Source organism: Apilactobacillus xinyiensis, assembly GCF_019656235.1.
GTDB classification, from domain to species: Bacteria; Bacillota; Bacilli; order Lactobacillales; family Lactobacillaceae; genus Apilactobacillus; species Apilactobacillus xinyiensis.
This window is the reverse complement of the sequence record NZ_BPLL01000001.1, coordinates 1-12756: the sequence shown is the minus strand read 5'-3', so window position 1 is coordinate 12756 and position 12756 is coordinate 1. Positions and strand designations below refer to the sequence as shown.

15 protein-coding genes are annotated in these 12756 nt (G+C 31.1%); 13 read left to right on the top strand and 2 right to left on the bottom strand.

The window, feature by feature from the left end:
- The first annotated feature begins 9 nt into the window (after positions 1-9).
- The 10 genes from K5Q11_RS00075 to rplS all read left to right on the top strand — a co-directional run bounded on the left by K5Q11_RS00075 (position 10) and on the right by rplS (position 7065).
- Positions 10-351, top strand: coding sequence for a putative DNA-binding protein (locus K5Q11_RS00075; RefSeq protein ID WP_220728000.1), 342 nt, complete (start codon positions 10-12; stop codon positions 349-351).
- 14 nt (positions 352-365) lie between these two features.
- The gene (gene ffh, locus K5Q11_RS00070) at positions 366-1808 is read left to right on the top strand and encodes a signal recognition particle protein (RefSeq protein WP_220727999.1); all 1443 of its coding nucleotides are present in this window, start codon (positions 366-368) and stop codon (positions 1806-1808) included.
- A gap of 75 nt (positions 1809-1883) precedes the next feature.
- Positions 1884-3035 (top strand): ATP-binding protein, encoded by a 1152-nt coding sequence (locus K5Q11_RS00065; RefSeq protein ID WP_220750786.1) that lies wholly within the window; start codon positions 1884-1886, stop codon positions 3033-3035.
- Positions 3036-3040: 5 nt separating this feature from the next.
- Positions 3041-4297, top strand: a complete 1257-nt coding sequence (locus K5Q11_RS00060) for a VWA-like domain-containing protein (protein ID WP_220750785.1) — start codon at positions 3041-3043, stop codon at positions 4295-4297.
- Positions 4298-4309: 12 nt separating this feature from the next.
- Positions 4310-4606: a hypothetical protein gene (locus K5Q11_RS00055; protein WP_220750784.1), complete on the top strand. Its 297-nt coding sequence runs from the start codon at positions 4310-4312 to the stop codon at positions 4604-4606.
- A gap of 104 nt (positions 4607-4710) precedes the next feature.
- Positions 4711-4986 (top strand): 30S ribosomal protein S16, encoded by a 276-nt coding sequence (gene rpsP, locus K5Q11_RS00050; RefSeq protein WP_056966365.1) that lies wholly within the window; start codon positions 4711-4713, stop codon positions 4984-4986.
- Positions 4987-5002: 16 nt separating this feature from the next.
- Positions 5003-5260 carry a KH domain-containing protein gene (locus tag K5Q11_RS00045; protein ID WP_056966364.1) on the top strand — a complete coding sequence of 86 codons (258 nt, stop codon included), beginning with the start codon at positions 5003-5005 and terminating at the stop codon, positions 5258-5260.
- 58 nt (positions 5261-5318) lie between these two features.
- Complete coding sequence (gene rimM / locus K5Q11_RS00040; RefSeq protein ID WP_220750783.1) at positions 5319-5843, top strand: ribosome maturation factor RimM; 525 nt, start codon at positions 5319-5321, stop codon at positions 5841-5843.
- Positions 5833-6588 (top strand): tRNA (guanosine(37)-N1)-methyltransferase TrmD, encoded by a 756-nt coding sequence (gene trmD, locus K5Q11_RS00035; protein ID WP_220750871.1) that lies wholly within the window; start codon positions 5833-5835, stop codon positions 6586-6588. The genes rimM and trmD overlap by 11 nt, the downstream gene beginning before the upstream one ends.
- A gap of 120 nt (positions 6589-6708) precedes the next feature.
- Positions 6709-7065, top strand: coding sequence for a 50S ribosomal protein L19 (gene rplS / locus K5Q11_RS00030; protein WP_220727994.1), 357 nt, complete (start codon positions 6709-6711; stop codon positions 7063-7065).
- A 50-nt stretch (positions 7066-7115) separates the two neighbouring features.
- On the opposite strand, the gene K5Q11_RS00025 is transcribed toward rplS, so the two are convergent.
- The gene (locus K5Q11_RS00025) at positions 7116-8534 is read right to left on the bottom strand and encodes a C69 family dipeptidase (protein WP_220750782.1); all 1419 of its coding nucleotides are present in this window, start codon (positions 8532-8534) and stop codon (positions 7116-7118) included.
- 98 nt (positions 8535-8632) lie between these two features.
- On the opposite strand from K5Q11_RS00025, the gene thmT reads away from it, so the two are divergent.
- Positions 8633-8848: a 2-hydroxymuconate tautomerase gene (gene thmT / locus K5Q11_RS00020; protein ID WP_285289035.1), complete on the top strand. Its 216-nt coding sequence runs from the start codon at positions 8633-8635 to the stop codon at positions 8846-8848.
- A gap of 23 nt (positions 8849-8871) precedes the next feature.
- Complete coding sequence (gene glpK / locus K5Q11_RS00015) at positions 8872-10371, top strand: glycerol kinase GlpK (protein WP_220750781.1); 1500 nt, start codon at positions 8872-8874, stop codon at positions 10369-10371.
- 45 nt (positions 10372-10416) lie between these two features.
- On the opposite strand, the gene K5Q11_RS00010 is transcribed toward glpK, so the two are convergent.
- The gene (locus tag K5Q11_RS00010; protein ID WP_251067884.1) at positions 10417-11283 is read right to left on the bottom strand and encodes a Cof-type HAD-IIB family hydrolase; all 867 of its coding nucleotides are present in this window, start codon (positions 11281-11283) and stop codon (positions 10417-10419) included.
- A gap of 35 nt (positions 11284-11318) precedes the next feature.
- On the opposite strand from K5Q11_RS00010, the gene K5Q11_RS00005 reads away from it, so the two are divergent.
- Positions 11319-12662 carry an RsmF rRNA methyltransferase first C-terminal domain-containing protein gene (locus tag K5Q11_RS00005; protein WP_220750780.1) on the top strand — a complete coding sequence of 448 codons (1344 nt, stop codon included), beginning with the start codon at positions 11319-11321 and terminating at the stop codon, positions 12660-12662.
- Positions 12663-12756 lie beyond the last annotated feature (94 nt).

Sequence of the window (12756 nt, the reverse complement as noted above, 5' to 3'; positions counted from 1 at the left end):
GGAGAGTCTATGGAAATAGAAAAAAATTATCGAATTAATTCACTTTTTGAATTTTATCGTCCGCTATTAACTAAAAAGCAAAGAAATTATATGCAACTTTACTATGCAGACGATTATTCATTGGGAGAAATTTCGGAAGACTTTGACGTTAGTAGACAAGCGGTTTATGATAATATCCGTAGAACTGAAGTTATTTTAGAAAATTATGAAAAAGAACTACATCTCTATAGTAATTTTGTTATTAGAAACAAAAAAACTGACGCGATTAGAGATTATGTAAATGCTAAGTATTCTAATGATGATAAATTATTGGAGTTAGTAGACAGTTTAGAAAATATAGAAGAAATTTGAAAGTGGTGAATTGAATGGCTTTTGAAGGCTTAACTGAAAGACTGCAAAAAGCGATGCGTTCTTTAAGAGGTAAAGGAAAGGTTTCAGAATCTGATTTAAGAGAAACAATGCGAGAAATTCGTTTAGCATTGTTAGAAGCCGATGTTAATTTTACAGTGGTTAGAAAATTCGTTAAAAACATCAGAGAAAGAGCCAAAGGCGCAGATGTTTTAGAAGGGTTAAATCCAGCCCAACAAATTGTGAAGATTGTTAATGAAGAATTAACTAAAACTATGGGTGAAACTGATGTTCCTTTAAATAAATCAGAAAAAATACCCACAATAATTATGATGGCTGGTTTACAAGGTGCTGGTAAAACCACTACTGCTGGTAAATTAGCTTTAAAATTGAAAAAAGAAGAAAATGCTAGACCACTTATGATTGCTGCGGATATATATCGACCTGCCGCAATTGATCAATTAGAACAGGTGGGTAAACAAATTGAAGTACCTGTCTTTCAAATGGGAACAGATATCGAACCATTAGACATTGTTAAGGCTGGTTTAGCTCAAGCTAAAGAAAACCATAATGACTATGTGCTTATTGATACGGCTGGTCGTTTACAAATTGATGAAAAACTAATGGATGAGTTAAAAGATATTAAAGCATATGCTAAACCTGATGAAATTCTGTTAGTTGTAGATGCTATGACTGGTCAAAATGCGGTTGAAACTGCAGAAGGTTTTAATGATGCTTTAGATATCACTGGGGTTGTTTTAACTAAGCTAGATGGTGATACTAGAGGTGGAGCTGCTCTATCTATTCGTGATGTTACAAATAAACCAATTAAATTTGTTGGTCAAGGTGAAAAGATGACCGCTTTAGATGTCTTTCACCCAGATAGAATGGCTTCTCGAATCTTAGGAATGGGAGACATTCTTTCATTAATTGAAAAAACTCAACAAGATTATGATGAAAAGCAAGCGCAAAAGTTAACCGAAAAAATGCGTGAGAATACTTTTGACTTTGATGACTTTTTAGATCAATTGCAACAAATTCAAAAGATGGGGCCATTAGAGGATATTATAAAAATGATTCCTGGAATGGCTAATAATCCTGCTTTGAAAAACGTTAACATGGATCCTAAGGACTTAGAACATATTAAAGCAATTATTTATTCTATGACTAATGAAGAAAGAACCAATCCAGATGTATTAAATCCATCTAGAAGACGTCGTATTTCTAGAGGTTCTGGAAGACCCGTTCAAGAAGTAAACCGTATGATTAAACAATTTAATTCTATGAAAAAAATGATGAATAAAATGTCTAACGGAAATATGTCTGGAATGGAAAATATGCTAGGTCAAAGTGGTATGGGTTCAGGCTTAGGCGGTAAAATGTCTCAATTGGCTATGAAACGTATGAGTAGAAAGATGCGTAAAAACAAACGTCGTCGTAATAAAAAACGTCGTAAATAGAATTTTAAAGGGTTTGATTACTAAACTAATTAGTAATCAGACCTTTTTTACAATTCCTTAAATGGAGGTTAGTCTATGAGTTTAACTTATAATGAAACTTTAAAAGCTGTAAAAATAGTACTTAGTGGAAATAATGTTCCTAGTATTGTAGGAAATGCTGGAATTGGTAAATCTGCTTTAGTAAAAGATTTAGCTAAACAAAATAGTGCTAGATTATTTACTACAGTAGTCAGTTTGTCAGAAAAAGGTGATTTATCGATTCCGGTTCCGCCACTAACTAGTGATTCATTTATTCAGACTAGAGACTATGGTAAATTGGCTGATGTTCAATTTGGATATTCACATACTTTGATTGAAATTATTAATTATGCGCAATCACATCCTAAACAGGACATTTATTGGTTTTTAGATGAATTTAATCGTGGTAGTCAAGCCGTACAAAGTGAGTTAATGAATGTAGTATTACAACGACAAATTCATTCCTTGAAATTACCTAAGCAAGTTAAAATTATTATTGCGGAAAACCCGGATTCAACAATGAGCGGATTTAGTAATAGTAATTATAGTGTTTCATACAGTGATGATGCGATTAAGGATCGTACCACTCGAATTATAATGGGTACTAATGTAGATGAGTGGTTGCAATGGGCTATTAAAGATGGTGTTTATCCATTGATTATTCAGTATTTAAAAGCCAATCCAGAGATGCTACTTAAAAATAACGATGAAGACTTACATCCAACTCCTAGAGCATGGAAACGAGTATCAGATAATTTGATTCAATTAGAACAAACAAATTTGTTAGACAATTATAAATTGGTATTAGAAATTGTATCCGGTGACTTAGGTGCCCTCATCGCTAATGATTTTTGCAATTTTTTAAACACACATCTAAAACTATTGAGTGTAGAAGATATACTAAACGAAAGTGTTAATGACTTAACAGTTAAGTTTAAAAATTTAAATGAAGCTTCTAAAAGCAAGATATTATTTAATTTATTGCATAAAATTGATTTAGAAAAGCTATTAACTGAACAATTAGCTTATAAACTGTTATCTCTAATTGATTTAGTCAGCTTAGATGGTCAATATGCGTTAGTATTGAAAATCAATAATGAAACTAATTTTATTAACTATCTTTTTGAAACATGTCAGAATACGCATGCTAATGAATATGTGAACTTATATCAAAAAATTCAGAAAATAGCATTTATTGAATTTAGGTGATTTAAATGGATTTAGACAAAGCACTATTTTATTTAAATAATAATGATGAGTTGGAGAATAATGTTCATAGCATTATTAATCATGAAATTATTAAAATGTTGAATACTGATAATTCATTTTATGCTAACTTATTAATTCAATTACCCAAGGTGTGTGATTATCAAATAACTCATGCTATGGGTTTAATTTGGCATCATAATAATATAAATCTAGCTTTTAATCCTGAGAGATTTAAGCATGAAATTAAAAATGAAAGAACGCTTATCTTTTTATTAAAACATTTATCTTTACACATAGCATGGTTTCACCCAATTAGATACAACGCTCCCAATGTAATAACGGACATTGCATGCGACCTTGCAATTAATCAATATATTGATGATGTTCCATCAAATGTTATTTCAATTGATAAGATTAATTTTAAATATAATTTGAATTTGCCACACATGGCTGATTCAAGCCAATATGTATCATTATTAATGAAAAGTAAATTTTTTGATTCAATAGGTCAGTCTAATTCACAAAATAATAAACGAAAAAATATCAATGACGATCATAGTGGTTGGCAACATAGTTATGATGACAACTTAATTAAAACTGCTACGATAAAGAATTTAGTTGAAGACGCTATTTCTGCAACAAGTATTAAACATAGGGGTGTTATTGATAATAATTTAAAATTGTTTATACAAAATCAAACTACCCATTCTAAATCAAAGATAGATTGGAATTCTTTTTTTAAATTAGGCAATGGTAATATTAACTTCGGCAGTCAGACGTCGTATTCTAGATTTAATCGTAGGCAACCTTATCGAATGGATTTACCAGGAAAGATTACTAATTATGCACATAATATAAATATCTTTATTGATAATTCTGGATCGATGACAAACAATGAATTAAGTTTTTTGCTGCAACAATTGCAACAGTTTTTAAAAAAATACAACTTTCCAATTTTTGTTTATCCTTTTGATACCAAAGTAGATTTATTTAATGCATACAATTTAAATAATTATAATCAAGTAAGATTTGAAAAATTTGGTAGTGGTGGAACTACATTTCAGACTATTTTTAATTTTTTGCATGATAATAGTAAAGAGTTAGATGTTTCAGTTATTTTGACTGATGGCAAGGGAGAAAAAGACGTTCATCAATACCGTTGCTTTAATACATTTTGGGTATTGACTGAACCAATGAACAATTTTTCTTTGAATCATAAAATTATTGGTAAAGCTATTTCTGTACATGATCAATTCTTATAAAGGAGGTTTATTATGAGTAAATTACTAGATCCTCATTTAATTGATACGGCTTTAAATAATAAATCGGCAATAAAATTAGCAATTTCCATCTTAAGAGATAATTGGGATGATATATACGATGCAAATCCTATTTATAAACGTAGAATTAATGTAAATGATTTAGAATTAGCTAAGTGTATATATGATGCTGAAATTGTTGATAGTAAATTAAATTTTGATGACTATGCTTCTGTGCATAATTTTGTTGTAAAAAATAATGCTTTCTTAGAAATATCAGCAAAAGATTTATTGTTACGCAATTTTAAGTAACTGATTTTAGGAATAATTTAATGGTGTAAAGAAAAAAACCTTTACAAGCACTAAAATAACTGTTATATTAGTTATCGTTAATAAATATACAGGAGGTGTTCAATGTGTCTGTTAAAATTCGCTTGAAACGTATGGGTTCAAAGAAACGTCCTTTCTACCGTGTTGTAGTTGCTGACTCACGTAGTCCTCGTGACGGTCGTTTCATTGAAAAGGTTGGTACTTACAATCCTTTAACTCAACCAAGCACTGTTAACCTTCAAGAAGAAGATATTTTCAACTGGTTAAACAAAGGTGCTCAACCTTCAGATACTGTTCGTAACTTATTATCTGAAGCTGGTATCATGAAGAAATATCACGAAGCTAAATACGCTAAAAAATAAGTGATAAGTGTTGTTTATGACTAATTTTGATGAGCTTATTAAAACAATTGTAAAACCACTGGTAAAACATCCAGATGATGTTACTATTTCTCATAGTGAATCAAGCCGTTTTTATGAATATCATTTGCATACTAATGTCAAAGATGTTGGTAGAGTCATTGGTAAAAAGGGACACATAGCTCAGACAATTAGAACAATTGTCTATAGTGCTCGCGTTTCGGGAAATAAAAAGGTAAGGTTAGTTATCGAAGATAGTAAAAATAAGAACTCTTAAATTAAACCTTTGGGTTTTATTTAAGAGTTCTTTTATTTTAGTTAGGAGTAGTGGTGTAATGAATTTTTATAATATAGGTAAAATTGTTAATACTCAAGGTTTAAATGGTGAAGTCAGAGTTAATTCAGTAACAGATTTTCCTGAAAAACGATTTAAAATTGGTAACGTAGTTTATGCTTTTTTGAACGATGGCAGTAGTGAAAAATTAGAAATTGACGGAGTTAGAAAACATAAGAACTTCATATTACTTCATTTTAAGGGTAAACCTAGCATTAATGATATTGAATATTTAAAACCTTCACAATTAAAAATTTCAGAAAATGAGTTATCTACAGACGATTTAAAACCTGGTGAATATTATTACCACCAAATAATTGGTTTGGATGTATATGACCTTGATAATACTCATTTAGGACAAATTAAAGATATTATGTCATTAGGACCTAATGATGTTTGGGTAGTTGGCAGAGAAAATAAGAAAGATTTATTATTGCCTAAAATTGATCAAGTTATTAAAAAGGTTGATTTAGATAATAACCAGATAATTGTAGAGTTAATGGAGGGCTTAGATGATGAAAATTGATGTCTTAAGCCTATTTCCAGATATGTTTAAGGGACCCTTGGGTGATTCTATAGTTGGTAAAGCAGTGGATAAAGGTTTATTGGATATTGATATTACTAATTTTAGAGATTTTTCAACTAATAAACATAATAATGTTGATGATTATCCATTTGGTGGCGGTGCAGGTATGCTATTGCAGCCACAACCAATTTTTGATGCTTTAGAACATGTAGAAAAAAGGGCTTCTGAGCAAGGAATCAGCAGAGGTAAAGTTATTCTTTTAGATCCAGCAGGTAAAACTTTCAATCAGAAAGAAGCAGAAAAATTATCCAAAGAAGATCACTTAACTTTTATTTGTGGTCATTATGAAGGATATGATGAACGTATCAAAGAATTAGTTACTGATGAATATTCTTTAGGTGATTTTGTATTAACTGGTGGAGAGCTGCCTGCAATGGTCATGATTGATTCTACAGTTCGATTACTCTCAGGAGTTTTAGGTAATAAAGAATCTGCTCCAGGTGATTCTTATTCTAGTGGTTTACTAGAATATCCACAGTATACTAGACCTGCTGACTTTAGAGGGCGTAAAGTACCACCAGTTTTAATTAGTGGTAATCATCAAAAAATTGATTTGTGGAGACAAAAAGAAGCACTTAGAAAAACGTATCTAAGAAGACCGGATTTAATTGATCACCAAAAATTAACGGATACTCAAAAATCATTATTAGCTGATGTTAGGATTGAAGAAGAAAATAATAATTAAACTTTACAACCTAACATCTCTATGTTAGTATTATTAACGGCTTATTGAAGCTAAAAAAAACGGTATTCCGCTGTTGGATTTTATTTAGACATGAATGCTAGTTGAAAGGAAGATTTCGTTATGCGTCAAAATAATTTAATCGCAAAGATTAACAAGGAACAATTAAAGAATGATGTTCCTGAATTTAGAGCTGGTGACACTGTTCGTGTTGCTGTTAAGGTTGTTGAAGGTAAGAATGAACGTCTTCAAAACTTTGAAGGTGTTGTAATTAAACGTCATGGTACAGGTATTCAAGCTACTTACACTGTACGTAAGATTAGTTCTGGTGTTGGTGTGGAACGTATTTTCCCATTACATTCACCAAGAATTGCTAGCATTACTGTAATTCGTCGTGGTAGTGTTCGTCGTTCTAAACTTTACTACTTACGTGACCGTAGTGGTAAGGCTGCACGTATTAAAGAATCACGTCGTCGTTAATAAACTATTAAAAAAGGAATCAACATTTAATGTTGATTCCTTTTTTTACTTTATAAATCTAAATTTTGCTTATAATTTAAAGGTGAAAAATCAGTAGATTTTGATATTATGCGATATGCAAACTTCTGATATTCTTGCAGTATTTTTTCAGCTAATTTGTTATTTTTTTCAGTTAACCATGCGTTATTTTTATTTTTATATTGATGTTCAATCTTAATCATGTTTTGTCTGATTAAGATTTTCATTTCTTTTTGTAGATCTTCTAAATCTGATATGAAATATTTATAATGAGCATCTACTAAAACTCCAGCTAATTTAAATATCCAATACGCTGAATTAGGGTCATAATTAATTTCACCTTTTTTATATTGCTCAGGAGTATCATCAATCCCTTGATAAAACGGTACGAAAGTACTTTCAGCTGCAACTCCCATAGCAATCCATTGAACACATCCAATTGATGTCGGTAATTTAGGTTGTATTTGCAAAACATGGGCCTCTTGAGTTTTTGCTAAGCTTACTGGTCTAAACATTTTTTTATCGTTTTCTTCACCATCACCTACGGGATCATATTTAGTTCCTTCAAAGTGTGAAGATAAGAATCTTTGTGCATCATCGATTGAAAGTAACTTTTCGGCCTTTCTAACAAATGGCATGTTATGTTCTTTTGGACCTTGCTTAATTTTGGGATTAAACATTTTTTGACCATACCAGACACGTGGATTATTGTATTTTGTATCGTCAACATCTCTAATGCCAAAAATGTTTCTAAAATTGAACTGATCATCTTCAGAAGTTTGTAAATTATTTTTATTTACAAAATCATAAATATTTTCAGAGTAAAGATAGTTTTCTTTATCGTTAAAATCAATGTTCTCAATTGATAGTTGATTAGATATAACTGCATATGAATCATCTGGAATCTTTTTAGCTACCCAATGATGTCCAGAACCAGTTTCCATGTACCAGGCTTCTGCTTTATCAGCAAATAAAATCCCGTTTGATTCACAAGTTCCGTATTTAGACACGATATTTCCTAATCTTTTAACACCATCACGAGCGGTTTTTACATATGGCAAGACCACCGTTACCATGGCTTCTTCACCAATGCCATCTTTAACTAAGGGGTCATATCCTAATACTTGGCTGTTCGAATAAGCACTTTCAGTTGCACTCATAGCAACACCATATTCATTAAAGCCATTTTCTTCAAATAAACCATACTTCGTGGTCCATTCTGGAGTTGCTGAGTATTTATATCTAGTTAATGGCAATGAAATTTTAAAATCATTATCATTAGACTTAAACACATTTTCTTTTTTAAATTTTTTAGCCGAATGTACAACAAAATGTTTAGGCCATGATGATTTACAGTCTTCATTTCTACCAATCATAATTGAACCATCAGTAGATGCTTTTTTTCCGATTATAATACTTGTACATGCAGAATATTTATTCAAAATAATCACTTCATTTCTTAGTAGTTAATCAATTGTATATAATATAACACAATACATATAATAGTTTTTAAATTGAAGTGCAATCCTTTTTAAAGTATAATCAAACTATTAATTTATTATTAAGGAGTTACGTTATGCCAATTATAAATGTTAATTTAATCGAAGGTCGTAGTGAAGAACAATTAAAGAATTTAGTTAAAGATATTACCACAGTGGTTTCTAAGGATACTGGCGCTCCTGAGGAACATATTCATGTTATTTTAAATGAAATGCGTAAAGATAGATACAGTGTTGGTGGTAAATTAAAAAGCGAAGAAAACTAGAAGTAAAGAAGAATTGAATTTTTATGAATAATGAACAATATTTAATGGCAATTGATGAAGGAACCACTAGTGCTCGTGCAATTATTTTTAATAAGAGTGGCCAAATCATAGCCAAATCGCAAAAAGAATTTCACCAATACTTTCCGCATTCTGGATGGGTTGAACATGATGCTAATGAAATTTGGAGTGCAGTGCAATCGGTTATTTCAGACACTTTGATTAAAACTAATATTCCACCTTACAAAATAAGGGGGATAGGTATAACCAATCAAAGAGAAACCACGGTCGTTTGGGATAAAAATACTGGTAAACCCATTTATCATGCGATAGTTTGGCAATCTAAACAGACTAGTGGAATTGCTAACGATTTAAAGAAAAAGGGATATAAAGATTTTATCCATAAAAAAACAGGGTTAGTAATTGATTCTTATTTTTCTGCTACTAAAATCAAATGGATTTTGGATAATATTCCTGGAGCTAGAACCAAAGCTAATTCTGGCGATTTGATTTTTGGAACTATAGATACATGGTTGCTTTGGAAACTTACGGGTGGTCGCGTGCATGCAACCGATTATTCCAATGCTAGTCGTACAATGTTATTTAATATTAACGATTTAAAATGGGATGAAGAGATATTATCGCTTTTAGACATTCCTAAATCAATGTTACCTAAAGTAAAATCATCTTCTGAAGTTTATGGCTATACTGCCGGATATTCTTTTTATGGCGTTCAAGTACCAATTGCTGGAATTGCAGGTGATCAACAAGCTGCTTTGTTTGGTCAGTTAGGGATTGAACCAGGTACTATTAAAAATACTTATGGCACTGGTGCCTTTATTGTAATGAACACAGGATCTAAACCAACTCTTTCTAGCAAGGGGCTTTTAACTACAATTGCTTATGGAATCGATGGTAAGATTACTTATGCTTTGGAAGGTAGTATATTTGTAGCTGGTTCAGCTATTCAATGGTTAAGGGATGGAATGCGTATTATCTCTGATGCTAGTGAGTCAGAAAAAATGGCTCAATCAGTTAAAGATAGCCATGATATATATGTTGTACCCGCATTTACCGGATTAGGGGCACCTTACTGGAATCAAGATACTCGTGGTTCAGTATTTGGATTAACTAGGGGTACTACTCGAGAAGAATTTGTGAAAGCTACTTTAGACTCCTTAGCTTACCAAACTAAAGATGTTGTTAATACTATGATTACAGATACCGATATGGATTTAAAAACATTAAAGGTAGATGGTGGAGCTGCTCGAAATGATTATTTAATGCAATTTCAATCAGATATTTTAAATGTTGACATTGAAAGAGCATCTATTTCAGAAACAACTTCTTTAGGAGTTGTATTCTTAGCTGGTTTAGCAGTAGGATATTGGAAAGATATCGAAGAAATAAAAACAACTATAGCAAATAGTGATGTTTTTAGACCTAAAATGAGTGAAAATAGTCGCGAAAATTTATATAAAGGGTGGCAATCTGCTATTAAAGCTACACAAATATTTCATCAATAAAAAAACACTAAGAATAATTTAATTCATAGTGTTTTTTATTTGTATTTAAATTTTAAAGTGTTTCTCAATGTAATCGGCTAAACCGTCATGGTCATTATCTAATTCGGTTATGTCATCAGCAATCGCTTTTACTTTAGGCTGACCGTTTTTCATTGCAACACCGAAACCAGCGTATTCTAACATAGATTTATCGTTGAATTCATCTCCAAAGGCAATTATATCTTCTTGCTTAATATTATAAAAATCTGCTAATCTCTTAATCCCAGTTACTTTATTTACGCCACCGGATGCAATTTCGATAATACTGTTAGGACCACCCCAAGGTGAAATTTGTAATTCTTCTTCAAAGTTATCTTTTACGTATTTTATAAAATCTTGTTCTTTTTCAGGCTTCACTTCTAAGGTCAAACAAATTGGGTCAACTTTTAGACTACTCTCACTTAAAATGTTTTCACTTTTTAGTTTAGTTGGGAAAAAACCTAAAGCTTCATCTTTAGCTGGACGATTAGCTAAAAACAATTCTTTATCTTCTGCTGTGATGAGATTAATACCTAGTTTTTCACTGTTATTAGCAAAGTGAAGTGCAATATCTCTCTTGATACTATATTTATACTCATATTGCCATTTTTGTATAGGATTAAAGCCTAAACTACCATTGAAATTAATCATAGGAGTGTCCAGATTTAATTGTCTATAGATGTCGGTTACTAATCTAGTGGGGCGACCTGTTACGATAGTTACAATGTGCTGAGTTTGGTTTAATTTATTAATAGTATTAATAGTTCTGTCAGTTAATTTTGAATTACTGTTCAAAGTAGTACCATCTAGATCGATAGCAATTAGTTTTTGATTTTCGATGTTTTTATCCCCCTTAAAATCGCAGTATAATGTTAACATACTAACTAAAAACATATTTTTAGTCAAATAGAGAAAAGGAGCTTATATTATTGAAACTTCCTAATGAATTTATTAAAAAATACCAAAAACTTTTGGGTGAAGATGCAGATTCTTTTTTTAAAGGATTTAACAATCCAGTTAAACAGGGTTTTCGAGTTAATCCATTGAAAGAAAAGTTACCACAATCGGAAAAATTAAATGCTCCAATCGAATATTGTCAATATGGATACTTTGGTTCAGTTAATGGTAAATCAGTAGACCATCAAAGTGGAGCACTATATTCTCAAGAGCCTAGTGCTATGTATGTTGGAGAGGTTGTCAATGCTCAACCAGGTGAAAAAATTTTAGATTTATGTGCAGCTCCTGGTGGTAAAACTACTCACATTGCTAGTTATATGCAAAATAGTGGTGTTTTGGTAACTAATGAAATTGATAAAAAAAGAGCTAAAATTTTAGTTGAAAATGTAGAAAGATTTGGAATTACCAATGCACTAATCTTAAATGAAAATCCTAAAGCTATATCAAAATACTTTCCAAAATATTTTGACAAAATTGCTATTGACGCACCTTGTTCAGGTGAAGGGATGTTTAGAAAAAATCCTGATGCGATGAATTATTGGTCTCAGTCATATGTAGATGAATGCGCATCTCGTCAAAAAGATATATTAAGAATGGCAATGAAAACTTTAAAGCCAGGTGGTCAAATTATATATTCAACTTGTACTTTTGCGCCTGAAGAAGATGAGCAAATTATTGAATGGCTAATGGATAACTATAACTTAGAGATTGTACCTATAAAAAAATATCATGGTATGGACTCAGGAAACACAAAATGGACTTCTAAGCAGTCTTATGATTTATCTGGTACAGTAAGACTATTTCCGCATCATTTTGATGGAGAAGGGCATTTTATTGCTAAATTAATTAATAAAGATACTGGTAACCCTAAGAAAATTAAAAAACAAATTGATAATGTATCCGTTGAGCAAAGAAAATTGTGGAATGAGTTTAGAGAAAATAATTTATTGGACTTTAATCCTAGTAGGTTATTAGCATTTGGTGATCAGCTATTTGCATACCCTAATGAAATACCACAATTAAAGGGATTAAAGGTTATGCGTCCAGGATTAGACTTAGGTACCTTTAAGAAAAATCGTTTCGAGCCTAGCTATGCTTTATCATTAGCTTTACGTACTAATCAAGTTAAACATACGATAAATATTAGTTTTGAAGATTGGAAAAATTATGTACATGGTGATGTTATTAAATGTTCTGATGATTTAAGTAAAGGTTGGTATCAATTACTTTGTGATAATCAATCAGCTGGCTTTGGAAAAGTAGTTAATGGAACGATTAAGAACTTTTTCCCAAAGGGATTACGGTTTAATGTCTAAAAAAAGAGAACTTTAATTGAAGTGCCTTAAAAAAGTTAGACAATTATTACTAAATTAAATATTTAATTTCATGGAATGATTTCGATATTCAATC

Excerpts from the sequence above, each read along its gene's own strand:
- rimM (WP_220750783.1), top strand. The coding sequence starts at position 5,319 with ATGAATTTTTATAATATAGGTAAAATTGTTAATACTCAAGGTTTAAAT.
- K5Q11_RS00060 (WP_220750785.1), top strand. The coding sequence starts at position 3,041 with ATGGATTTAGACAAAGCACTATTTTATTTAAATAATAATGATGAGTTG.
- K5Q11_RS00045 (WP_056966364.1), top strand. The coding sequence starts at position 5,003 with ATGACTAATTTTGATGAGCTTATTAAAACAATTGTAAAACCACTGGTA.
- rplS (WP_220727994.1), top strand. The coding sequence starts at position 6,709 with ATGCGTCAAAATAATTTAATCGCAAAGATTAACAAGGAACAATTAAAG.
- ffh (WP_220727999.1), top strand. The coding sequence starts at position 366 with ATGGCTTTTGAAGGCTTAACTGAAAGACTGCAAAAAGCGATGCGTTCT.
- K5Q11_RS00055 (WP_220750784.1), top strand. The coding sequence starts at position 4,310 with ATGAGTAAATTACTAGATCCTCATTTAATTGATACGGCTTTAAATAAT.
- K5Q11_RS00075 (WP_220728000.1), top strand. The coding sequence starts at position 10 with ATGGAAATAGAAAAAAATTATCGAATTAATTCACTTTTTGAATTTTAT.
- K5Q11_RS00010 (WP_251067884.1), bottom strand. The coding sequence starts at position 11,283 with ATGTTTTTAGTTAGTATGTTAACATTATACTGCGATTTTAAGGGGGAT.
- trmD (WP_220750871.1), top strand. The coding sequence starts at position 5,833 with ATGAAAATTGATGTCTTAAGCCTATTTCCAGATATGTTTAAGGGACCC.
- K5Q11_RS00065 (WP_220750786.1), top strand. The coding sequence starts at position 1,884 with ATGAGTTTAACTTATAATGAAACTTTAAAAGCTGTAAAAATAGTACTT.
- glpK (WP_220750781.1), top strand. The coding sequence starts at position 8,872 with ATGAATAATGAACAATATTTAATGGCAATTGATGAAGGAACCACTAGT.